Source organism: Bacillus sp. CFBP9009 (genome assembly GCF_036541465.1).
Lineage (GTDB): Bacteria > Bacillota > Bacilli > Bacillales > DSM-1321 > Peribacillus.
The window spans coordinates 98,224-121,032 of record NZ_JAZHFU010000010.1 but is presented as its reverse complement, the minus strand read 5'-3'; the positions used below and the strand labels follow the sequence as shown (position 1 = coordinate 121,032).

The following is a 22,809-nucleotide window of genomic DNA, read 5'->3' as shown; positions in this document are numbered from 1 at the left end:
TTCTCACGAAACGATCCTTAGAAACAAGAACTAGCAAAATATATAGAATACTATAAAAACAAACGAGTCAAGGCAAATTAAAAGGCATGAGCCCGGTACAATACCGAGCTCATGCCCAACGGGCTGCCTAACGAAATAACCTGTCTAACTTTATGGGGTCAGTTCAACGTTAAGGAATCGACTTTTTTTACTTTTTCTTAAGGAACTAACGCACCCGTTAGTTTAAGTGAAAATCTTCACAATCTTTTTTTACCTTAACAAAATCTAATCCCTTAATGTGTAGGGGCATATCAAAAAGACGCCTTCCTACTAAAGAAAAGCGCCCTTTAGCTGAATAAGTAAAATTTCTATGTTAGCGCCTATTTTAATAAAATTAAATTAGTGTTGCAATCCGTTAACCATTTTAGTCAGTTCCGCCTCAAGTCGATCAAAGTTCTGTTCATTGGCTTCGTAACAGAAACTTCTCACTTTTTCGCATTCATTAACTGATTTGTGGAGCATTTGCCATATAAGTTCGGTTTTGCCTTCTTTCTCAGCAAATGTAATGGTTAATAAAAATTCATGTATGGGCCCCAGATGGTGGATAACAATCTTTTCAGGTTCAATTATTTGGGAAAAGATGGATTTATTCTCATAATCTACACCATTGGGTCCATGCATAATGAAACGCCAAATACCGTTTGGTCGCATATCGAACTCATGAAACGTATTAGTAAAGCCCTCGGGTCCCCACCATTTTTCCAAATGATTCGGGTCACTGAATGCTTTGAACATGATTTCACGTGGCACATTGAAGATACGTGTGTTGACAATCTCACGATCAGAGATTGGCTCAGGAGAGTTAATAATCTTCGATACCCCAGAGGATACTCTTAACTCTTGATTATTTTTCAACTGTTCACCAAGCTGATCCAGCAAAATACTTGTCCCGTGCTCACGAACTGCAGCTGTATCATGGCCGTCTAGAAATGCGCCTTGCTCGGTAAAAATCAGGTGTGTTCCTTCATCAATTTGTTTAAACTCGACCGTTGCTACAGAAACGGAAATCCGCGTTTCATCGAGATCCATGGTGTAAGAATAGACAATACGGTGGTCAGGAATGATCTCCTGATAGTGAGCCTTAAATGTGTAAACAGGACCTCCTGGAGGGCCGCCATGATTTATCTCTTGTCCATCCACTCGAAAATCAAACTCTTCCGCCTCAGTGAACCATTTTGCTTTAAGCTCTGGGTCCGCCCATGCAGCGAATACCACTTCAGGTGTAAAATTATACACCTTTTCAATAACAAAGGTATCGTGTGTTGCAAAGTGTTTTTTCATTCTCACTTCCTCCTTTTTTGGTGAGACGGATGATTAGAAAGGAATTCGCCAAGTCGATCAAATTGGCGCTCCATATTCTTTTGGCGCCCGTAAAAATAATTTTCATGACTTTTTTTCATCATTCCAATTGAATTTGTAAAATCTTGAACCGTCAATGTCTCTTTCGTTTGCAAAATCTCAGATACATTTTGTAAATCTTTTAACAGCTTCTGTTGAACTCTTATATTTTCTCTTAAACGTTCTATTTGAAGAGTCACCACTTCAATAGGGTTATACGTATCGTCGGCCAGGATCGATTTAATTTCCTCTAGCGTTAATCCTAAATCTTTTAGACTAAGAATTTGCTGTAACCGCGAAAGATCTGTGGCGTTATATAGGCGATATCCTGATTCTGAATAGTCTGATGGTGAGAACAATTCAATTTGGTCATAATACCGCAAGGTCCGAATCGTTAGACCTGTTAACTTTGCAAGTTCCCCTGTCTTCCATTTTTTCTTACCTGAAACTAAAATAACCACCCCCTTATTTCGCGAGAATTTTTACCGGTATCTTCACTATAAACCGTTACGTCACGTAAGAGTCAAGGGAAAATAAATTTTTTTGAATCATGAGAAAATCTTTATCCTACCTCGATAGCTTAAGTGTAACTTTTCACAAACAATCTTTAACCAGTATGTTTACTGTTCATGATTCTTCAACAATCTGGCCCGGTTGTTGAAAAAAAGCTAATGACGATTGTTCAACTAAACTGCCCTTATAGTGGCATAAGAAAAGGAGCTGCTGATCAGCTCCTGGTAATGAAGTAAAGCACCCGTTAGTTCAACAAGAACGGGTTAAAAGTTCATCACTTAACCTACATAATTCTCTTGCTTTTTTCTCCTCTAAAAGATCAAATCCAATCTTCGATAAATATCTTTGTAAATCTTTAGGAAAATTATCAAAATACTGTACAAAGATAGCCCGAATAAGCTGTTACCTGTCTCTTTGTTCCTTGTTAGGAGTTTTTCACAAAAGCAGACTTTATCTCTTTATCTGTTAAACTACATACTTTTTTTATCCATAAAAGAACACATAGGCATCTATACAAGGGAATACAATGTAATAAATCTATTTCACTAGGGGTAAAGAGATGCCTAATAACACAAATAATCAATTAACGACTCAACAAATGATCAGCATTATTAGAAATGGTCTTAAAAAGTCACAAGTTCCCAAACATATTACTATTGTTGGCGCAGGACTAGCAGGACTGGTTGCTGCTTCTCTATTGAAGGAGGCAGGGCACAACGTCACAATCCTTGAAGCAAACAACAGGGTAGGCGGACGTGCCTATACCATACGCTCCCCCTTTAGCAATGGGCTTTATTTTAACCCAGGCCCAATGCGTATTCCTGATGTTCATTTTTTGACCTTAGAGTATATAAAAAAATGGGGGCTAACCGTAAACCCTTTTATTAACCGAACTCCAATGGATATTCTTTATCTCAATGGAATCAAAACACGTCTTAACATTTTTGAACGTTCTCCTGGTATTCTAAACTTTCCCGTTGCCCCAAATGAAAGAGGTAAAAGCGCACAGGAGCTGGTGAAATTAGCTACACAGCCAATTCTCGATTTTATTAAACAAGACCCAACGAGAAATTGGTATCTCGTAGAAAAAGAATTTAAAAACTACTCACTAGGTACTTTCTTAAACTATTACCATTATCAATATGGAACGACTTTTTCAGATGGCGCGGTTGATATGATTGGTGTACTCCTTGACTTAGAAGCATATATGGGGATGTCATTTATTGAAGTTTTGCGAGAAGAGGCGTCCTTCGGAGCAAATCGTTTCTATGAGATAACCGGCGGTATGGATCTGCTGCCAAGGGCATTTCTCCCGCAATTAAAAGAAGTTATTATGTTCAATCAAAGGATGATGAAAATTCTCCAACATAACAACAGAGTAACCATCCATTCCACCCATCAGCACACCTTAGAGGATTCCACCATAACTGGTGATCTTGCCATCATAACCATCCCCTTTTCAGTGTTACGATTTGTGAAAGTTGAACCATACCATTCTTTTTCCTATTATAAACGGCGAGCGATTCGTGAACTAAACTATATGAGCGCAACAAAGATCGGAATCGAGTTTAAAAGCAGGTTTTGGGAAAGGCACCATCAATATGGTGGTAAATCCATAACTGACCTTCCGATTCGATTCACTTATTACCCCAGTCAGGGTATTGGTACAAAAGGACCTGCTGTGGTTTTGGCAAGCTATACATGGGCAGATGAGGCTTTATCATGGAACGGTCTATCCAACGAAAAACGCATTCAATATGCTTTAAAGAACTTAGCTGAAATTTACGGAGACCAAGTCTATTCTGAGTTTGTGTCAGGAACTTCCTTTAGTTGGGTCGATAATGAATATTCTTCTGGAGCTTTCACTGCTTTTGAACCGAGTCAGGAAACCGAGTTGTATCCTTATATCCCTATACCTGAAGGAAGAGTGCACTTTGCCGGTGAACATACTTCGCTTACCCACGGTTGGATGCAAGGGGCGATTGAATCTGGAATACGGGTTGCATATGAAGTGAATGACTTGCCAAAATAAAACAGGAAAAATAGATAAATTAGGACTTATAGAAATTTCTTATACAACTAAACTGCCCCGTTAGTTAATTAAATTTGAATATATGATTATTGTAAGAGTCGTATATTAAAAAGGCCACCAAGTGGCGGCCTTCTGATGGCGCTAACGCCCGTTTGGTTGAATTAAAAATAAAGTTATTTAATCTTTTTTAGCTTGATTGACCTTAATTAATTCATCAAGCTTCTCATTTCTTTCTCGGTCTAATTTTGTTTTTTCATTCATGAATTTAATTACCTTAATTACGAAATAAATGGAAAAACCAGTAATAACTAAACAAAAAATAATAGGTAAAAAAGCTACAAGAGCAAATAATCCATCTCCACCATTAACCATTTCAAACCTCCAAAACTATTAAATATATTAATATTATACAGTAGCTTCTTATTGCACCTGTTAGTTAATTAAGAAAATGGCCTAGCAGGAAAGAAAAGAATTAGCCATTTCCTGATAACATAACTAAGTCATACAAGTAATTAACAACTTTACCCATTCTCCAAGCTATTATTGCTGAACTAATTGCAATTACAGCTAAACTCACAACTTTTATTAACTCTAATTTGCCTTTATCCACCTATATCTCTCCTCAACTTTGTACTATTTAAGAGTATATATTCTTCAACGATAATAAATAATCCTTGTGCAACTAACCTGCCCCGATAGTTGCATAAAGAAAAAGCTGCCTTATAGACAGCTCCGATTTTCAGCTAACGCACCGTGGTGAAATCCAGTTATTGCTACTAGCATATTTTTATTTAGAAAGCTTTATTTAGTTGACCATTAATTATTTCATAAATCATATTCCTATCCCTAATAAGGAATTATAACTCCAACGCTCACATAGTTTACTGAATCTTGTTCAATTAGTGGTAATAAATCTTTTACCTTCCCTGTTAAAATGATACCACTCACCTGAACAGTTCCTTTCTGTTTGATTGATTTTATTAATGGCTCTACATTCGTATCTTTCTCGTTTTTTTGAGATAAATTTGATAATACCTTCTCGAAGTTTTTTACGTCTTCTGCTATATTGTCAGTCCCTTTTTCTGGAGATGTAATTGTAAAACCATATGCATAGTCTCCGATTACATACCCAGGCCTAACTGATACTTCGACATCAGGGTTTTGCACCCATGCCCACTGAGCAGTTGGAAATTGTTTCAGCACTTGATTTGTATTCATTTCTTTCTTAAATGAAATGCCTATTTCTACCACACTAGTTGAAGCTAAGGATTGAAGTAACTTACGATCATCTTCTACTTTTTTCCCACCAGGAACATAAAAATTAACCACTCTTTGTCCATTTCGATAAAATTGCCAACTATCTGTTGATGTTATTGAATTATCATAAATAGTTGTAGGTGAATCATAAATTTTAAACCAAGTTTGTTCGTTGTACCATGTGTATGGAATCCCTGCAATTTCTTTTACATATTGGTCCTGATTAATAGAGGAATCTATACTAAAACTAGTTGTAGATTTATCAAAATGGATATTCGCACCATAAACTTCGCTTTGTGCCCTCTTCACTGATAAATACTCTTCCATTGAATGTTGCATTTGATTATACGCAATGATGAAAGTTATTCCTAAAACCATAAAGATACTTACCGTCACAATGGTTGATACCATAATTATCTTCTTTAATGATTTCTTTTTCGCTTTTTTTATCAATGGTTGGAACCCATCCTTGGCATTGAAAATTGAATCTTTATCCAAATCATTTTACCTCCTCAATCATCTTTCTCATTTTTTTCTTTGCTCTTGCTAACTGTGTTTTAATTGATTTATCCGTTGTACCATAAATAATAGCAATATCCTTTAAGGATAAATCTCCACTATATTTGAGTAACAGTATTTCTGCATATTTTTGTGGTATTTTACGTAAACACTCTGATAGCATTATATGTAATTCATTCTCTATAATAATTTGCTCTGGTGTTGTCCAATCCAGTAACTCTTCGAGATTAAATGTATTTACATAATTATTTTTATACTTAAGTTTTCTTAAGCTATCGTAATATTTATTAATTGCTACTCTGTAAAGCCACGCATCAACATACTCTTCCTGAAGAGTATCTAGATATTGCACAAATTGAAAAGCCGTTTCTTGAACAATGTCTTCCGCATCCTCTTTGATCGCTCCCATTTTTAGCAAAAAGAAATACACAGCCTTCAATTTTTTATTTAGGTACAAGCTTAATTGTTGTTCATCCATGACCACCCTCCTACACTATTAACGATTGAGTATTCGATAAGTAAACAATAATTATCAAATTTTTTCATAAAAAAAGATAGCCTTCTGAAGAAGACTACCCAACAAAGCTAAATATAAATTATTAAATAATATCTGAACTTGCTATGTTACTTGAATAACTCCCTTTAAATTACCTAATTCGACGTCCTTCTAAATATTCCCCTTATTGCACTAACCTGCCCCGTTAGTGCCATAAGAAAAAGGCTGCCTTGAGACAGCTTCGATCTTAAGCTAACGCACGTTGAATGGCTATTCAAGTAATAACTCGGACTTAAATACGATTACAGCATTTCCCGCAATCCTTACTTCCTCTGGTTCCTGATTACAAATTTTCACTTGGACATCAATGATACCCGACCGTTTTATAGCTTCGCCCTGCACTGCTTTAAAACTGAATAAAGAATTATCATGTTTGACAAGTCCATGGTGTATTAAGTATGCGCCTAAAGGACCGTTCGCATTACCCGTAACAGGGTCTTCGTTAATACCAATTGCAGGAGCAAACATTCTTCCATGAATTAAAATTTCCGAGTCGGGAGCATTCATCGTAAAAACATAGAAACCATTGCAATTAATTAATCCACTGACTTTTGTAAGTAGATCCATATTAGGGTTTAATTGGTGAAGAAGTTCCGAACTCTTAATTCCAATCATCACCTTGGAATGCCCGGTAGAAACGATTTGTACTGGACAATCTTCTAATAAATCTTTTTCACTAATATTGAGAGCCGTTAATATGTTTTCCAAAGCTACACCATCAATCACCGTTTCAAAACTAATACTACCCTGCGTCATTATAATTTTGTAATCATTATCTTCATTAATCACATCGACTGGTAAAATGCCGGCACCGGTTTTATGATAAACTTTACCTGTATTTAAACTATTTTCAACTGCACGAGCATAGTGGGCTGCAATCGTCGCATGTCCACAAATGGGAACCTCATGTGTAGGCGTAAAAAAACGAATATGTACATCAGATTCACTATTGGCTGATTTAAAGATAAATGCCGTTTCCGAATTGTTTAGCTCTCTTGCAATCCTCTGCATCTCACCCGAAGATAAACCATCTGCATTTGTAATTACACCAGCAGGATTACCCGATAATTTTTCTTTCGTAAATGAATCAATTTGATATAATCGGTACTTTCTTGGCATGTCATTTCCCACCCTTTAATATAGTGAATTTCCGGTCCTTTATACTTTCTATAATTCTTATTATATTAAATTATCCCGTTAGCTCCACAAGAAAAAGAGTGATCGTCACAGCTCTTTAAAGAACTAACGCACCCTTTAGCTTAAGTACATTCTTTCACCAACTTTTGTTATTCCAAATTGGGCAAATCCTTTTTCATAATACTCGAGGTCCATAAAAAAATGACCCTTATTTTCTTTCACTAAACTACCCGTTTGTTGAAGAAGACTTTCGATTTGTCTTTTAAGCTTGAATTGGTAAATAAATCTGTACTTCTTCATCTCCTTCCCCCATAGGGTGATATGTCTCGATAATATAAGAATCGAGATTTCTTTGATAACCTTGTTCTTCTGCCCAATTCAATAAATTCAAATGAAGTTCTCCCAAATTAGATATATTCCCTCTTGTAGTTATGTAACTTTTATTTATTTCAATATAATCCATTCCTGTTGGTACTTCATTTAATTTCTCACTCACAATTAACCCTACATAATAATGACCTATCCTATGCTCCTCATCCTTTTTAGGCTCAAATAATGCAATTTCATTCTCTGTTAGATTTAGGATTTCGTTTGATCGACTTAATAGTTGCTTTGCAAGCAAGGGTACTAAATTACCAAAGTTAACAAACTCCCCACTACCTTTTAATCCAACAAGCTTAAATTCTTTTTTAACCATCATAAACGACAAATTAACCTCTCCTATTCACAGAACGATTCCATAATATTCTAATTTTATTTGTTCAACAAAAAATCCTTACTTCCTGCATTGAAGTAAGGATTTCATACTGATTTCTGTAACAGTTATGCAACTAACCTGCCCCTTTAGTTGCATAAAGAAAGAGCTGCCTTAAAGACAGCTCTGATCTTCAGCTAACGCACCCGTTAGTTGATTGGTGCAGTAAAATTTATTACTTATTTCACCGTTTTTGTTTTTATTTGTTTTAAAAAAACACCTACACTTACTATTAATAATACCAATCCAAATCCAAAGGTGAAATTTGTTATGCCCCAAATGTATGTGGGGGTTAAATCAAGAATAGCTTGCATTTTATGTATGTCACCATTATAAGCTAAAAAAATAAGTACCTTTTCTAAACCACTTAATCCCATTAAATTTATCCCTGAAAATAAAAGTGCCACACCAAATAGTTTCATAGTGCCCCTCCCTTCACTTTTGATTTTAACACAATTTCCCAATATCTTTATTGAACTAACCTGCCCCGATAGTTGCATAAAGAAATAGCTCCGATCTTCAGCTAAAGCACCCGATACTTGAATTAGAAATTTAATTAGCTTTTCTTGGTCCTCTTAAAAAATAAATATCCTAAAACACCTAAAATTAATGCTATACCTCCGAAAACAATAACTTGATATATAATATCCCCTAACATGATTTGTTCCTCCTATTCTAAAAAACATTTTCCTAAATCTATATACAAGATTTTTCCTAAAAAGGTTTCAACTAATAGTTTGATTCTAAAGATCTTATTAAACTAAGCTGCACCGTTAGTTGCATAAGAAAGAGGTTGCCTCTGCAACCTCCCTTATTAAAGTAAAGCTATCCATTAGTTTGAACAGTTAGTAAAAATGAAGCTTTTCACTAAACAATCAGGAAACACGCGCCTACTTAGTTAATGGTATTTTAATATCATCACCAACTTCAAGAATGCAGTCTTGGCGATCCTTAACTGGAGCAAAAATCATAATATATTCATCGTCTTCGCCTTCTACTTCCCCTTTACTAAAAACCGGTTCAACTTTTTCACCAGCTGATTTCAAAAATACACCAGATTTTTTATCATTTACGATATAACCGTATTTTTTATCAAATCTCCTTGCATTAAGGAATTGATGTTCCAATTTACTCATCACTCTATATTTCATTCCGGTTTCATCCCTCATAAGCTTAGTATCTTTTCCTGTAACAACAACTCTTGTTTCTAGTGCTGAAAACTCTACCTGCTTAATCTTGTATGTTACTTTTTCAAAAACGAAATCTTTATTTACTGCTACTGTTTCTCTTTCTGAGATGGCAGATTTATCGAGCTTGAAACCGAGTGGCCATATCGTTTGTACGTTACGTTTCTCATTTTTATCATATATTGTTAAATTTTCAATTTCTAAACGAATGTTTTGTCCTTCATATTGTTTTATTGATTCAAAAGATAATGCTTCAGCTACTTTATTTTCTTTACTATCGTAATATCTGCTTCCCCAACCCACATTATCTAATGATTTCTTTTGTTCATTTCCAACAATCAAGTTGATAGAACTTTCACCTTCAAAAAGGTCGATATAAAAGTTTTTTAAATTTGTTTTTTTACTTTGATAGGTCAATAAGAGTTTTGTCTCCTTATCATCCATCATCACACTCTCAAAATGCACTGTTATGTCATGCTTTTTATCATAAAATGTTTGATCAACAGCTTGACCATGTCCTAGATCAATTGCAGTTCTTACACCTGTATCATCAATATGCTTACTCGAAAATATTTTATCATATACCTCTTGAATAGCTGCTAATACGGGTGTAAGAGTTAATGTCGAAACAACAATCAAGCAAACTGCTGCAGCTATTGAAAACCTTTTGTAAAGTTTTCTTTTCTTGTTGCTTCGTTGCTCTAATTTTGCTTTTTCTACGCCAAGTTTGGTTCTTTCGTGTAATTCTTTTGGAATCTTAATTTTTTCTAACTCTTGCTTTATATTACTCACGAAAGATCAGCCTCCTTAAATTGTTTTCGAAGTTTACCTAACGCACGATATAACACCGATTTTGCTGATCCTATAGGCATATTTAACAAATCTGCTATTTCTTTAAATGAATAACCCTCATAGAACTTTAAAATAACGATACTTTTTTCATCTTCATTTAACTGATCTAGTAATTCTTGAAGTGTTATTGAAAGTGGAATATCTTCATCCTCAAAGATAATGCACTCATCATACTCTGGTTTAAGTTGAATCACATTTTTATTCTTTCTAACTAAATCAATGGAACAAGTGATTGCTATTTTTATTAACCACGTCTTGAAATACTCTGGATTTTTCAATGTTTCTATTTTTTTGAATGAACGATATGCCACCTCTTGAACCACATCTAAGGCTTCACTTTCATTTTTGACATATACATAAGCCATTCGATAAATATCTTCTTCATATTGTTGGAAAAGTTTTAAAAAGGCTTTATCATCACCTTTTTGAGCTTTTTTTACTAATTTAATAATTATCATTCACCCTCTCCGTTTTAAGTCTACATACATTAGACAAACTAGAGTTTCATTTGGCTTAAATTTTTTTATTTTTTCTCAAAAAATTTTAGGCCATAATAAACAAAGATTAAATGAGCTTGTCTCTATCTATTTGTAATCCTTCTTGCACCATCCTGCCCCGTTAGTGCCATAAGAAAAAGAGCTGCCGAAGCAACCCCTTGCTGAAGTAAAGCGTTGTAATTCTTGTGCGAAAAGTGTTAGTTCACTAGAGATGATAGGATTCATAAAAAAACACCATCCTTTCTCGTTAACTTCTTACGATAAGCATAGCGTTTTTTCATTTTTAAAGGTATTGTTTAAACTTAGCTTGATGGGCATGTGGTAGGACCCCTAATTTCACTAATCAAACCATTAAGAAAGTATGAGGATTATGTTTATAGAGCCTATACATATGAGAATTTATTCTTATATTAAAGTGCACTAAATTCATATAAATTACTTAAGTGTGTGGTCATCTTGTGGTCAGTGGTCAATTTGTTATCACCTAAAAAATGAAGTTTGAATAATCGGGGCAACTCATTAATACTTCCAAAGGTTGCCCCACAAAAATATCCTGTAAAGAATTACATTATTTAAAAGTATATAATATCCAGTTAGAATTGGTTCCCTTAACAATTTTACCATCTAACTTTACCACTCTTCTAACTTCCATAAGAATGTCTTAGTTGTTTTTTACGCATCCTTCTTTAAAGATTGTTTTTCATCGGCTCCCCAGCATTCTACATTCTTTAGACCTGGAATGTTAGAAACGTGAAAGACAGGGTTTCTGCCTGCTTTCTTCTGTTTCATGTAATCACCCAATGCGGCAAAAGCAATCTTGCCAAGTAACACAATCGCAATCAAGTTAATGATGGCCATAATGCCCATGAATACGTCGGCTAAGCTCCAAACGGTTGCAAGCTGGGCTAATGAGCCAAACATAACCATGCCAATTACTGCGATACGGTAAATAACTAACCATGTTTTATTTTTACTAATAAATTCAATGTTCGATTCACCATAGTAGTAGTTGCCGACAATAGAGCTGAACGCAAACAGCAAAATGATAATGGCGACAAAAATAGTGGCCCAGGATCCCATTTCAGAACTTAGCGCTGACTGTGTAAGGGTGATACCGTCAGATTCGGATGATTTATAAACGCCTGACAATAAAATAATAAATGCTGTACAGCTGCAAATCACAAGTGTATCGACGAACACGCCAAGTGCCTGGATAAGCCCTTGCTTAACAGGGTGGCTCACATCTGCAGTTGCTGCAGCGTTTGGCGCACTACCCATACCAGCTTCGTTAGAGAAAAGACCTCGTTTTATCCCATACATCATTGCGGCTCCAAGTCCTCCGCCGACAGCTTCATTTAAACCAAACGCATTGCTGAAAATAAGTGAGAACACGGTAGGAAGTTCCCCGAAATTTTTTGCAACGATATAGATTGCAATAAGGATGTACATACCAGCCATAGGTGGGACCACCCATTCGGCAAATTTCGCAATTCGTTTAATACCGCCAAAGATAATAACCGCAGTTACAGCAGTAATGATAAGGCCTGTCCATACCGGATCGAATCCAAATGCATTGTTAAAAGCGCTCGTTATCGTATTCGCTTGTACAGAGTTAAACGCAAGACCGAATGTTATGGTGATGATAATTGCAAAGAGAACACCCATCCAGCGGGCTTTCAATGCTTTTTCCATATAATAAGCCGGTCCGCCCCGGAATATATTTGTATCTTTATCCCTAACTTTATAAATTTGCGCCAGTGTCGCTTCTACGAAAGCGGATGCAGAACCGATAAGGGCAATTAACCACATCCAGAAAACAGAGCCCGGCCCACCGACTGTAATCGCCAGAGCTACACCTGCCAGGTTGCCCGTACCTACACGGGAAGCTGTGCTTATACAGAATGCCTGAAATGATGAGACACCTTTCTTTTCAGAAGAAGATGCTGCTCCCTCCCCTAACAGGCGGAACATTTCACCGATCATGCGGAATTGGACAAACTTTGTCCTGAATGTGAAGTAAAGCCCGATACCAATAAGCATAATAATGAGTACATAACTCCAAAGAAAATTACTAAAGTCTGTTGTAAGCCAGTTGATAACTTCCTTCATTTTACAATCCTCCTATACATCAATAAATGTATCAAACTATTTCAAATGCCAAAAATGAGGCAAAAGATCCTTGAAGTGTTTGCCATAATTCTTTTAGAAAATACTTAAATCCCATTTTTCCGCAATGTGCCTTAGTAACATTACACCTGCATGGCTATTTCCATATTCATCAATAGCCGGTCCATAAATACCGATACCACATCCATTTGGAAAAGGTACTTCTTGCCGGCTCCTTGGGGGTACGAGCGCCATAATACCTCCAGATACACCACTCTTTGCTGGTATTCCGACAAAAGCGGCAAATTTGCCAGAAGCATTATACATTCCACACGTGAGCATTAAACTTTTCGTTAATCTAGCTACTTCTTTCGGAATAATTTGTTCATTGCGGAGAGGATGGTATCCATCATGAGCAAGAATTAACCCAATCATCGCGATGTCTTCTGCATTTACCTCGATCGCACATTGCTTCAGATAAATCTCTAAGGCTTCCTCAACCTCTACTTCTAAAAAGCCCGTCTCTTTTAGATAGTAGGCTAACGCTCTATTTCGATGAGCCGTTTGCCACTCAGATTGGAAAACGGCTTCATTAATCGTTGGCCGTTTTCCCACAATGCTTTCTATTATTGTGCATAGAGATTCTACTTTATTTTGTGGTGACTCCCCAGGAAGAAGGGAAGCTACCGTAATCGCTCCAGCGTTGATCATCGGGTTAAATGGCTTCCCTGGTTTATGCATTTCTAAACGAATAATCGAGTTAAAGGGGTCTCCTGTCGGTTCAACATCTACTCGTTCTAATACATAAGAAATACCACGGCCCAGACAGGCAGCGATAAAGCTGATCACTTTTGAGATGCTTTGCAAAGTAAAAGAGACGTGCCAATCGCCAGATTTTATTACCGTTCCACCAGGCCCTATGATGCAAATGCCTAAGTCAAAGGGATTTGCTTTTTCCAGCGCAGGAATATAGGCTGCACATTGTCCTTCACCGCTAAAGGAACGGTAATGCGTGACCCATTCATCCAGGCAATCCATCTGCAGGTCGCGTAATTGACGTTTTTCCTCTTGTATCATCCTTTGAACCATCAAGGTTTAACCTCGCTTTCTATAGTTTTATTACGGTGGAAGGATCGCAAAAGAGATATCCGGACATACTCCAGAAACTTTTCGTGTCGCTTTGCATACTGTCTATGGATTTCTACGTTTTCAACTATTTGAAAGCGCTTCCATACCTGTTATTGATAATGATATAATTCGAACTACAGAATCAGACGAAAAACTACAAAAAATACGGGAACTTTTTTTGCAGCGTTTTTTTTTAAAAGAACCGATTCCTCATATAAATTGGAAATGAGCATCAACATATGTTCATTCTGTTTTCTAATTTGTCGTTCCCTCGACTGTGCTTCATACAGTTTTATCATATTGAAAAAGCTGAGAACAATAAATCTGTGAGAAATCGCGATAATGATCATTCCGTAGTGCCGCTAACGTAATTGTTGTTCCCAATACAATATATTGCGCGATTAACTCCACCAAGTTCGGACAAAATTTCAATGGTAATGCCAATCAATCCGATAATCAAAGGCCGGTTGTAAAAACGGTTGACTTTTGCCACATAAAAAATACAAGAAAACGTAAAATAAAAGAAAAAACTAGAAAAATGGGCTTGAAAAGAAGGTGTCCAATCAAAATTATTCTGTGCAATCACGTCTATTAGAATACGAAATCCGACAACAGATATATTGAATTTAGCCATTAAACAACCAAATTTCAGTAAAGAAGAGAAATCAAGTGGTTTTATTTATTTGGGGATTTTATATTCAAAAATAAAGGAATATAAATTAACTTCAGATTGCAACCATCAAGGCCTTGAACTAATGATAAATGAGAATTTTAAATACCATAACAATTTAAAACAAGCCATTGAAGTATTTATAATAAATGAGGACATCGAAAGGGCAAAATTTTGGTTAACTAATCTTATTCAACGTCAAAGTTATGATAAAAAATTTAAAAACTTGCTGTATTAGAAAAGAAAGTCAGTAATCCTTATTCAGCTAACGGGTGCGATTATGTAGTAATGAAAAAAGCACAATTTCTCAGCATTAAAATTGGGAAATTGCGCTTTTTATATTGGAATTTCGCTTTACGTTATAAATCCGCATTTTCCTGATGTTACCCCATACCCATCAAGTTAAAGTTTTGTAGTACCCCCAGAACGAAATTTTGGATTTTCTTGTAACTTATAAGCTCAATTTATCGTTTTGGGGGTGACCTATTTTCTTGGCTTGATGGGCATGTGGTGGTACCCCTAAAAAGTAAAAAAGCCCAGCCCATTACAGGCTAAGCAGGTTTACCGCAAAATCAATTATTGCTATAACTAGCCCTAAGTTACGATTTAACGCTTGTTTTACACAACCAAGTTGAAAACCTTTTTTACGCACAATTGTAGCTTCGAAACAAATTTTGATCAAATTAATACAAAAAACCTTGATAAATGAACAAATAGAAAGAGCATGTTTTGAAAAAAGATTAATCAAAACATGCCCTTATAATATTTAATTGGATTATTCTTTTATAAAAAAGATTGATCATTTTTGTATTCCTTAATCAACTAACGCACCCGTCAGTTCTATAAGAAAACAGTCTTTTCTATTGCGAAATAAGGTATTTTTCTTTGAAAATTGGACTTAATTCACTCCATACATCAAATTTATTACCATCTAAATCAAAGAAAACAAAATTCCTTCCAGAATGTCCTCTATTTTCAATTACACCAACTCTAATCTGTTTATCGCTAAAATCTCTATGTATAGCTTCTAAAGCATTTAATCCATTAACTTCAAAAGTTATAGAAAAACGCTCAACACCGTAAATATCATAGAAAATTGAGCTTTGATCTTCTTTAGATTTAACAAGGAAAATACTTTGGTTCGCAAAATTAAGAATTGCTTTGTCTTCGTCTTTATAGCTTAACTCTGCCCCCAATTTGTTTACATACCATTCAGAAGAAAGTTCTACATTTGAAACTGGGATATAAGTAGTTCCAACCCTTAATAATTTTTTATTCACCCTGTTTTCCTCCTTTAATTACTTGAATAAACTCATTCTCCACTTATATTTCTTTCCCCTTTTAATTATCCATAATTACCCTTTTATATATGCAACTATCCTGCCCCGATAGTTGCATAAAGAAAAAGCTGATTTTCTTGAAGTTAATGAGCTCTTAAATCGGGTTGGGGTAACAAAACAGAAAAAGCTACCCTTTACTTCTCAGGAGTAGCTTTTATTGATTATATAGAAATTATCATCTTTGAGAATCAACGCAATCCATTCTTTCTAGGTATGCTGTAAAGAACCAAACATGTTTCTCTAGAAAGGCCAATGCATTTGCAATAAGATCTATTGTAAATTCATCTGTTGTCTCTTTTACGAATTCATCGACTTCACGCAAGTAACGTGCTGTTGCTGCGAAATCATTGGCAACGGCAAAAGCAATAGTCGAGGTATTGTAAGGACAACTAGGGGCTTCTTCTAGAGTTGCATAACGGACAAATTCATGCATAGAGGCAAGAGGAAAAAAACCCAACATTTTGATTCGTTCAGCAATTCGATCGATTTCAAGAGCAACTTCTTCATACAGTTCGCCTAATTTTTCATGAAAATCAATGAAATCAACACCAACCACATTCCAGTGAAAGTTACGTAATTTGATATAAACTACATGAAGATTAGCCAAGTATCTATTAAAGGCATCAGCCAGTCTTTTTGCGTATTGTGAATCCAGACCAGTCAAAGTGGCACGCAGTTCACGAGACACATTATCATCCCCTCTAAATTGGTTTCAAATTAATATATGTTTTAGGCGAGTACACAGTTCTTTGCTTTGACTTCTTATAATCAATGATTATGTCAAGAAGGGCGCTTTAATGAAGTAACTAAAGCCTAATTTCTCACTTATAACACCGAGAAATTAGGCTAATTATGTGCCACATAGATAGATGACACAGTTTATTTAAAGGGTAGCCTTGCAGTACTCTAACGTATGCCTTATGCAACTAACCTGCCCCGTTAGTGCCATAAGAAAAGCGAACCTTTCTTGAATAATAATAATCAAATGTAACAAATTAAGAATCTTTATGAGATCTAAGGAACTTAATAAGGTTATAGTTAGTGTCATTAGATGATTTGCCAAGCCAAATCAAATGTCCCCATGAGTCAATCAAACAAAGTTCAGAAGAGGGAATGTTTTCTTGTGCATAATACGCATGTTCTAAAGGTACAGAACCATCATATTTACTTTGCATTATAAGAGTTGGACATGAAACAGCTTGTAAATCTTCAATAGTTATTTCATTTATGTGTTCCAGATCTATATAGAACCCATAACCAGATCTTTGACGATGATTCATTCTTCTAATTGCTTCTATATCATCAATTTCTATTTTATTTTTTGCCTCATTATATTTTAAAGTACTGAATGATGGAAACATTTGCTTAAAATAAACAAAGGAAACCTATTATTCATAGTAGAAATTAATTTCCATGTAGTTTTCTCGAATTTTGGATGAAAAAGGGACTTTGCAATTTTGTATTCTTTATCTTTAGGGGGAAGCCATTCTTTTGTAACTGCTGATTGTAAAATGAGTGTTTTAACGTGTTCCGGATATTTGGCAGCAAAATAAATTCCACTAGGACCTCCTGCAGAAATGGCTAGAATGTGAACTTTTCCGATGTTTAATTGGTTTAATAATTTTGTATAATATTCACATGTTATTGGAAGACTTTCCCCAACTTCTTTTGATGTTTTCCCATACCCTGGCCTTGAAGGGGTAATTATTGAAAAACCATTTTCAATTAGAAAGCCATACCCAAATTCTTCATTACAATTAGAATGACCACCGTGCATGACTAATATTGGCTCTCCTTTACCGATTATCGAATATTCAATTGTAATACCTTCTGTTGAAAAGACCTCTATTTTTCTTTCCATAAAACAGCCCCATTTTTAATGTACTGAAATCCTTCTATTTAATTTTATAAGGAATAAATACTACTTCTGTCCTCTTTAGAAAATTTCCTACTTATTCTGTAAAATGGCCCACTTGTTGAAGATCAAACAGCACTCTTCAATTATCCTGCCCGTTTAGTTGCATAAAAAAAAGCTGCCTTAAAGACAGCTCCGATCCTAAGATAAAGCACCCGGTAGTTCATTTAGAAAGTTTTATTTGGTACTTTTGGATCTATCCCGTAAAAATCTTTTCTTGGCCAACTATCCTGCATTCTTGCGGTATCTCTTGGGTACTCTACTTATGAATATGAGTATTGATAACACTAAAAAAAAGTTCATACTATAGAAAACAACAAATACAGAGGTGGGATTTATGTATGATTGGATTTACCCGCATACGAATCCTGAGTAATGTAAATAAAGGGTATGTTATACGGCCGTCATTGGGTGTAATATGCATCATTTGAAGGGAGAATAAGTATCTGATTACATACTGGATCATTTTATTGGCTATCGCGGTAGGGATTGTTTTTATCGCAGAAAAAATGAAACAACCGTATCCTACATTTCTTGTTATTGTTGGATTGATAATAGGGATCCTACCTATTCCCGGCTTGTCTGAGGTCAAGAGTTATGCTGCAACTGATTCTGTATTCCAAACTACAGTCATTGTAATCTTTTTATCAGCTCTATTAGGAGATGCAGCGCTTAAACTTCCAATTGATGAACTAAATCGGAGTAAGAAACCTATCCTATTATTATCATTTGTTGGAACATTCTTAACGTTTTTAATCGTTTCTTTTCTAATGTACTTTCTGCTGAACCTTTCTCTTCAGCAAGCACTAATCTTCGGAGCATTGATGGCTGCCACAGATCCTGTTTCAGTCCTTAGTATTTTCAAGGCTCTCGGCTTGAATAAACGGTTATCCATTATTGTCGAAGGAGAAAGTTTAGCGAATGACGGAGTAGCCGTTGTATTATTTAAAATTGCACTTGTGACCACCGTTTTAAGTCTAACAGGCACTTTTGAGGCTTCTATTGAGTTCGTAAAAGTAGTCATTGGAGGTATCCTTATCGGTGGATTATGCGGATTTATTGCTTCCCGTATTACGTCCAAAATCGACAATTATTTGGTGGAAATCGGACTTTCGATGGTTCTCTTTTACGGTGCTTTTGATCTTGGGGAACATTTTCATGTTTCAGGTGTGATCGCAGTAGTGACAGCTGGTTTAATCCTCGGGACATATGGGAAAAATATCGGGATGTCTGACCTGACACATGAGAAAATGGATTCCTTTTGGGAAATTGTTGCCTTCCTTTCGAATGCACTCATTTTCTTATTGGTGGGGTTAGAAGTCAGTAGTATTAATTTTCTAGATAAAGGATGGTTAATTATTGGGAGTATTTTAATCGTACTCTTGGCTCGATTTATTGCCGTATATATCAGTCTTGCTTTTGATAAAAACATTCCTACCTCCTGGAAGCATGTAATTGCCTGGGGGGGATTAAAAGGGTCTCTTTCTATTGCTCTTATATTAAGCGTTACACCGGAGTTTGAAGGACGAGAATTGCTTTTAGCAATGACATTTAGCAATGTTGTATTTTCTCTATTAGTTCAGGGAACGACACTTAAAAAAGTAGTCGCTTTAGTCGGCGTGAGATAAAAATCCCCCCCTATTCGTCGCGAACTCATTATTTTCAAGATGTTTGAGGGAGATTAGGACTTTTAACAGTTACATTCAGTTGCATTTGGAATTACTATGAGGTATTAACCGGATACTAACCTTCATCCGAAAGGAAATATATTATTGGATAATCAAAATGTGGGGAGTGAGATAGAGATGATGAGACAACAATATGCAGTTGTTGGTTTAGGAAGATTTGGTACTAGTGTAGCTCGAAGGTTATATGAGGCTGGACATGAGGTTTTAGGAATTGATGTTAATGAAGAACGAGTAGAAGATGCTAAATTATACGTGACTCATGCAGTCGTGGCGGATACCACAGAGGAGCAAACACTTACAGCAGTCGGAATTCGCAACTTTGATTGTGTAATCGTAGCAATTGGGAGCGATATGCAGTCCAGTATTTTAACCGTTTTACTTCTTAAGGAGCTGGGTGTAAAAAAAGTAATCGCGAAAGCTCTAGGTAAGCAACATGGACAGGTTTTAGACAAAGTAGGGGCCGATTGGATTATCTATCCTGAAAGAGATATGGGAGAACGTGTTGCAAATCAGCTCTTATCACCAAATTTGTTGAATTATATTGAACTGTCAAAAGAGTACAATATAGAGGAAATAGTAATCCCTTCAAGAATGGCTGAAAAAAGTCTGCGGGAACTTGATATTCGTGCTAAATATAATATCAGTGCCATTGCCATCTTAAGAGGAGCAGATATTATCATATCCCCATCTCCAGATCAGATTATTCTTAAAGGAGATTTATTAGTGTTGATTGGGGACAAAGAGGATCTAGCCAGATTTTCAAGTATAGAATAACAGTTGTCCTGCTGAACACATTAAGATTTTGTTGTCAGTAGGCTACAAGGTTTATATATCCTTTCTATTATGATCTTTACTTAACCCTACCCCTTTAATTCAAGTTCAAGTGCCAAGGGATAAATTAAATTAGATTGGACGATATAATTCCTTAGAAAATGGAGATGAGTATGTTACATACAAGTAAAAAACACCGTCGGTTTAACATTATTAAACTTCACCCAGCACACATTCTATTGTTTGGTTTTTCAGGGTTAATTTTTATTGGAACGTGTTTATTAATGATCCCTGCGGCTACTAAAGACAGGCATCATCTTAGTTTAATTGACGCCCTTTTTGAAGCTACTTCTGCTGTTTGTGTAACGGGATTAGCAGTTGTGGATACTGGTACCACTTTTACATTGTTTGGACAGATTGTTTTGCTTATTCTTATTCAATTGGGTGGCTGGGGGTTTATGACCAGTAGTATACTGATGTTTATTATCTTAGGGAAAAAGATTGGCTTGAAACAAAGGTTATTGCTTCAAGAGTCTTTGAACACGTTTACCGTACAAGGGGTAATCAAACTAGTTCAACGAATTATTATCATTACTTTAATTGTTGAAACCATAGGTGCTGTTGCTCTCGCCATTCGCTGGTCACAGGAAATGAGTTGGGGAAAATCAGTTTATTATGGAATATTTCATTCTATCTCGGCTTTTAACAACGCAGGATTCGGCTTAGAACCTGATAGCTTGAGTAAGTGGGTAGGGGACCCAACTATAAATCTTACTATTACTTTGTTGTTTATGCTTGGGGGAATCGGATTTTTTGTAATCACAGATATATATGGACAGAAAAATTCAAAAATAAAAAGGTTATCTCTACACACCAAAATTACGTTATTATTTACGTTACTGATAAATGTGGTAAGTACCTTTATCATTTTCGGCTTAGAATTCAATAATTCTGCTACATTAGGAACGTTAGATATGGTGGATAAATGGTGGGCTGCTTACTTTCAAGGTGTTGTCCCCCGTACGGCTGGCTTCAATACAGTCGATATAAGCCAACTTACATTAAGTTCTCAAGTATATATGATGGGATTAATGTTTATAGGGGCAGCTTCAGGATCAACAGGGGGCGGAATAAAAGTAACAACATTTGCTTTGTTACTTTTTGCCCTATGGTCAGTCATAACCAATAAGGAAGATATAAGTGTTTTTGAACGAAGAATTCCAAAATCTCAGGTTTTTAGAGCTTTATCAATTGCTGTTTCAGGGGTAATATTTATTTTTATAATCTTCTTTTTACTCACGATAACAGAAAAAGGGGCTGACATGTCCAAGATATTATTTGAAACGGTCTCTGCTTTTGGTACAGTTGGATTAAGTGCTGGTTTTACTGGGGAACTGAGCCCTATCGGTCGTATTTTGGTTACAATTATGATGTTGGTGGGTAGGATTGGACCTCTGACAATGGCGTTTGCAATTGCTATTCATTCAAATGATAAATCAAAAATTCGTTATGCAGAAGAAAAAATCTTAATTGGATAAATGTTAATCAAAAGAGCATATAATTATGCTCTCTTTTTTGTGACTTCTTCCACTAACCTGCCCCGGTAGTTCCACAAGAAAAAGGTTGCCGCACCAACCCTTTATTAAACTAACTAACTAACCTGTTGGCGGAAGAACTCTAATTACTTATTACTTTAAGTAATGAATAGACATAGGTATCGTGTGCTTCACCATTTTGATGCATATATTTCTTCAAAACTCCCTCTTTTTGAAAACCAATTTTAGTTAGTAAATTATTAGATGCTTCATTGTCAATAAATACAACAGCACCTATACGAGTTAAATCCATAACATCAAAGCCATATGAAAGAACTTTAGATATTGCTTCTGAAGTATATCCTTTTCTCCACTGCTCTGGATGGATTTCATATCCTATTTCTGCTCTTTTATGTTTAGGCAACCAAGCATTAAAGCCAATTGTTCCAATTATACCTTTGGTCTCTTTTCTTTCAATCCCCCAACGTATGCCTCTTTTTTCATCGGAGTTTTTTGAAAAGAAATCAACGAACTTCTCTGCCTGTTCTATACTCTGTAATGTTTCTTGTCCATAATAACGTGTTACATTGTGGTTAGAAAAACAAGCAAAAATACCTTCTGCATCCTCTTTTGTTATTTCTCTTAGTATTAGTCTTTCTGTCTCTAATATTGGAAACATTCATAACTCTCCCTTGGTAGTCTTTCTTATGTATCTTATTACATATAATACCATATACTTTATTAGGTTCCTTAATGAACTAAACTGCCCCTTTAGTTGAAGAAGAAAAATCAAAATTTGTTCGTAAAAGTGTACTTTTTCGAACGAGCGTTTTACAGAAATTATTAAAAATCAGTTTGTCGGGGCCTAATTTTATTACATAGTCCATCAATAGGAGCCCTAATCCTTTAGCAAAGTTATTAATAATTTTTCAGAGTCAAACACTAGATATTTTCCGCAAATCACTACTAATCTCT

The 22,809-nt window shown here is 35.6% G+C and carries 22 protein-coding genes and 3 pseudogenes; 6 read left to right on the top strand and 19 right to left on the bottom strand.

All coding sequences use genetic code 11. The features are described from left to right. Positions 1–21: 21 nt before the first annotated feature. Positions 22–131 (top strand): annotated as a pseudogene (locus V3595_RS20690) (IS3 family transposase); the annotation flags it as partial. A gap of 247 nt (positions 132–378) precedes the next feature. Here V3595_RS20690 and V3595_RS20685 read toward each other — a convergent pair. Both V3595_RS20685 and V3595_RS20680 read right to left on the bottom strand, forming a co-directional pair. Continuing rightward, positions 379–1,320: an SRPBCC family protein gene (locus V3595_RS20685; protein WP_485909180.1), complete on the bottom strand. Its 942-nt coding sequence runs from the start codon at positions 1,318–1,320 to the stop codon at positions 379–381. 2 nt (positions 1,321–1,322) lie between these two features. Next, positions 1,323–1,838, bottom strand: coding sequence for a MerR family transcriptional regulator (locus V3595_RS20680; protein ID WP_485909178.1), 516 nt, complete (start codon positions 1,836–1,838; stop codon positions 1,323–1,325). Positions 1,839–2,449: 611 nt separating this feature from the next. Here V3595_RS20680 and V3595_RS20675 point away from each other — a divergent pair. After that, positions 2,450–3,922 (top strand): flavin monoamine oxidase family protein, encoded by a 1,473-nt coding sequence (locus V3595_RS20675; RefSeq protein WP_052137234.1) that lies wholly within the window; start codon positions 2,450–2,452, stop codon positions 3,920–3,922. Positions 3,923–4,099: 177 nt separating this feature from the next. On the opposite strand, the gene V3595_RS20670 is transcribed toward V3595_RS20675, so the two are convergent. The 13 genes and pseudogenes from V3595_RS20670 to V3595_RS20610 all read right to left on the bottom strand — a co-directional run. Beyond that, the gene (locus tag V3595_RS20670; RefSeq protein ID WP_485909175.1) at positions 4,100–4,294 is read right to left on the bottom strand and encodes a hypothetical protein; all 195 of its coding nucleotides are present in this window, start codon (positions 4,292–4,294) and stop codon (positions 4,100–4,102) included. Positions 4,295–4,394: 100 nt separating this feature from the next. Beyond that, entirely contained in the window at positions 4,395–4,532 is a 138-nt protein-coding gene (locus V3595_RS20665; protein WP_157830938.1) for a hypothetical protein, read from the bottom strand. A 236-nt stretch (positions 4,533–4,768) separates the two neighbouring features. After that, complete coding sequence (locus V3595_RS20660) at positions 4,769–5,677, bottom strand: anti sigma factor C-terminal domain-containing protein (RefSeq protein ID WP_485909173.1); 909 nt, start codon at positions 5,675–5,677, stop codon at positions 4,769–4,771. Between the two features lies 1 nt (position 5,678). Further along, positions 5,679–6,176, bottom strand: coding sequence for an RNA polymerase sigma factor (locus tag V3595_RS20655; protein ID WP_098177314.1), 498 nt, complete (start codon positions 6,174–6,176; stop codon positions 5,679–5,681). A gap of 288 nt (positions 6,177–6,464) precedes the next feature. Continuing rightward, the gene (locus tag V3595_RS20650; RefSeq protein WP_485909170.1) at positions 6,465–7,373 is read right to left on the bottom strand and encodes a PhzF family isomerase; all 909 of its coding nucleotides are present in this window, start codon (positions 7,371–7,373) and stop codon (positions 6,465–6,467) included. A gap of 280 nt (positions 7,374–7,653) precedes the next feature. Continuing rightward, a complete protein-coding gene (locus V3595_RS20645; RefSeq protein WP_485909168.1) occupies positions 7,654–8,091 on the bottom strand; it encodes a GyrI-like domain-containing protein in 438 nt (145 codons plus the stop codon). Between the two features lie 233 nt (positions 8,092–8,324). After that, positions 8,325–8,567 (bottom strand): hypothetical protein, encoded by a 243-nt coding sequence (locus tag V3595_RS20640; RefSeq protein ID WP_485909166.1) that lies wholly within the window; start codon positions 8,565–8,567, stop codon positions 8,325–8,327. 134 nt (positions 8,568–8,701) lie between these two features. After that, on the bottom strand, positions 8,702–8,803 hold the full coding sequence (locus tag V3595_RS20635) for an LPXTG cell wall anchor domain-containing protein (RefSeq protein WP_096341107.1): 102 nt from the start codon (positions 8,801–8,803) through the stop codon (positions 8,702–8,704). Positions 8,804–9,035: 232 nt separating this feature from the next. Further along, complete coding sequence (locus V3595_RS20630; protein ID WP_485909164.1) at positions 9,036–10,124, bottom strand: DUF4179 domain-containing protein; 1,089 nt, start codon at positions 10,122–10,124, stop codon at positions 9,036–9,038. Continuing rightward, complete coding sequence (locus V3595_RS20625; protein ID WP_485909162.1) at positions 10,121–10,642, bottom strand: sigma-70 family RNA polymerase sigma factor; 522 nt, start codon at positions 10,640–10,642, stop codon at positions 10,121–10,123. Before V3595_RS20625 ends, V3595_RS20630 begins: the two co-directional genes overlap by 4 nt. A 711-nt stretch (positions 10,643–11,353) precedes the next feature. Next, positions 11,354–12,790: an alanine/glycine:cation symporter family protein gene (locus V3595_RS20620; protein ID WP_485909160.1), complete on the bottom strand. Its 1,437-nt coding sequence runs from the start codon at positions 12,788–12,790 to the stop codon at positions 11,354–11,356. Between the two features lie 93 nt (positions 12,791–12,883). Next, positions 12,884–13,864: a glutaminase gene (locus V3595_RS20615; protein WP_485909223.1), complete on the bottom strand. Its 981-nt coding sequence runs from the start codon at positions 13,862–13,864 to the stop codon at positions 12,884–12,886. Between the two features lie 239 nt (positions 13,865–14,103). Then, positions 14,104–14,594 (bottom strand): annotated as a pseudogene (locus V3595_RS20610) (ATP-binding protein); the annotation flags it as partial. On the opposite strand from V3595_RS20610, the gene V3595_RS20605 reads away from it, so the two are divergent. Continuing rightward, positions 14,536–14,823, top strand: coding sequence for a hypothetical protein (locus V3595_RS20605; RefSeq protein ID WP_485909158.1), 288 nt, complete (start codon positions 14,536–14,538; stop codon positions 14,821–14,823). The pseudogene V3595_RS20610 and the gene V3595_RS20605 overlap by 59 nt on opposite strands. A 622-nt stretch (positions 14,824–15,445) precedes the next feature. Here the strand turns inward: V3595_RS20605 and V3595_RS20600 are convergent. The 3 genes and pseudogenes from V3595_RS20600 to V3595_RS20590 form a co-directional block, all read right to left on the bottom strand. After that, positions 15,446–15,865, bottom strand: coding sequence for a VOC family protein (locus V3595_RS20600; protein WP_485909156.1), 420 nt, complete (start codon positions 15,863–15,865; stop codon positions 15,446–15,448). 235 nt (positions 15,866–16,100) lie between these two features. Further along, positions 16,101–16,613 carry a Dps family protein gene (locus V3595_RS20595; RefSeq protein ID WP_485909154.1) on the bottom strand — a complete coding sequence of 171 codons (513 nt, stop codon included), beginning with the start codon at positions 16,611–16,613 and terminating at the stop codon, positions 16,101–16,103. 307 nt (positions 16,614–16,920) lie between these two features. Then, positions 16,921–17,786: pseudogene (locus tag V3595_RS20590) on the bottom strand (alpha/beta fold hydrolase). Positions 17,787–18,310: 524 nt separating this feature from the next. Here V3595_RS20590 and V3595_RS20585 point away from each other — a divergent pair. The 3 genes from V3595_RS20585 to V3595_RS20575 all read left to right on the top strand — a co-directional run bounded on the left by V3595_RS20585 (position 18,311) and on the right by V3595_RS20575 (position 21,837). Continuing rightward, positions 18,311–19,468: a cation:proton antiporter gene (locus V3595_RS20585; protein ID WP_485909152.1), complete on the top strand. Its 1,158-nt coding sequence runs from the start codon at positions 18,311–18,313 to the stop codon at positions 19,466–19,468. A gap of 177 nt (positions 19,469–19,645) precedes the next feature. Then, complete coding sequence (locus V3595_RS20580) at positions 19,646–20,302, top strand: potassium channel family protein (RefSeq protein WP_485909221.1); 657 nt, start codon at positions 19,646–19,648, stop codon at positions 20,300–20,302. Positions 20,303–20,472: 170 nt separating this feature from the next. Then, the gene (locus V3595_RS20575) at positions 20,473–21,837 is read left to right on the top strand and encodes a TrkH family potassium uptake protein (RefSeq protein ID WP_137024035.1); all 1,365 of its coding nucleotides are present in this window, start codon (positions 20,473–20,475) and stop codon (positions 21,835–21,837) included. 139 nt (positions 21,838–21,976) lie between these two features. Here the strand turns inward: V3595_RS20575 and V3595_RS20570 are convergent, their stop codons facing one another. Further along, positions 21,977–22,513, bottom strand: a complete 537-nt coding sequence (locus tag V3595_RS20570) for a GNAT family N-acetyltransferase (RefSeq protein WP_485909150.1) — start codon at positions 22,511–22,513, stop codon at positions 21,977–21,979. Positions 22,514–22,809: the final 296 nt, after the last annotated feature.

What these genes read in the sequence shown, in the direction of transcription:
- V3595_RS20685 (WP_485909180.1), bottom strand. Translation starts at nt 1,320, where the DNA reads ATGAAAAAACACTTTGCAACACACGATACCTTTGTTATTGAAAAGGTG.
- V3595_RS20675 (WP_052137234.1), top strand. Translation starts at nt 2,450, where the DNA reads ATGCCTAATAACACAAATAATCAATTAACGACTCAACAAATGATCAGC.
- V3595_RS20670 (WP_485909175.1), bottom strand. Translation starts at nt 4,294, where the DNA reads ATGGTTAATGGTGGAGATGGATTATTTGCTCTTGTAGCTTTTTTACCT.
- V3595_RS20655 (WP_098177314.1), bottom strand. Translation starts at nt 6,176, where the DNA reads ATGGATGAACAACAATTAAGCTTGTACCTAAATAAAAAATTGAAGGCT.
- V3595_RS20650 (WP_485909170.1), bottom strand. Translation starts at nt 7,373, where the DNA reads ATGCCAAGAAAGTACCGATTATATCAAATTGATTCATTTACGAAAGAA.
- V3595_RS20645 (WP_485909168.1), bottom strand. Translation starts at nt 8,091, where the DNA reads ATGATGGTTAAAAAAGAATTTAAGCTTGTTGGATTAAAAGGTAGTGGG.
- V3595_RS20640 (WP_485909166.1), bottom strand. Translation starts at nt 8,567, where the DNA reads ATGAAACTATTTGGTGTGGCACTTTTATTTTCAGGGATAAATTTAATG.
- V3595_RS20635 (WP_096341107.1), bottom strand. Translation starts at nt 8,803, where the DNA reads ATGTTAGGGGATATTATATATCAAGTTATTGTTTTCGGAGGTATAGCA.
- V3595_RS20625 (WP_485909162.1), bottom strand. Translation starts at nt 10,642, where the DNA reads ATGATAATTATTAAATTAGTAAAAAAAGCTCAAAAAGGTGATGATAAA.
- V3595_RS20620 (WP_485909160.1), bottom strand. Translation starts at nt 12,790, where the DNA reads ATGAAGGAAGTTATCAACTGGCTTACAACAGACTTTAGTAATTTTCTT.
- V3595_RS20615 (WP_485909223.1), bottom strand. Translation starts at nt 13,864, where the DNA reads ATGATACAAGAGGAAAAACGTCAATTACGCGACCTGCAGATGGATTGC.
- V3595_RS20580 (WP_485909221.1), top strand. Translation starts at nt 19,646, where the DNA reads ATGATGAGACAACAATATGCAGTTGTTGGTTTAGGAAGATTTGGTACT.
- V3595_RS20575 (WP_137024035.1), top strand. Translation starts at nt 20,473, where the DNA reads ATGTTACATACAAGTAAAAAACACCGTCGGTTTAACATTATTAAACTT.
- V3595_RS20570 (WP_485909150.1), bottom strand. Translation starts at nt 22,513, where the DNA reads ATGTTTCCAATATTAGAGACAGAAAGACTAATACTAAGAGAAATAACA.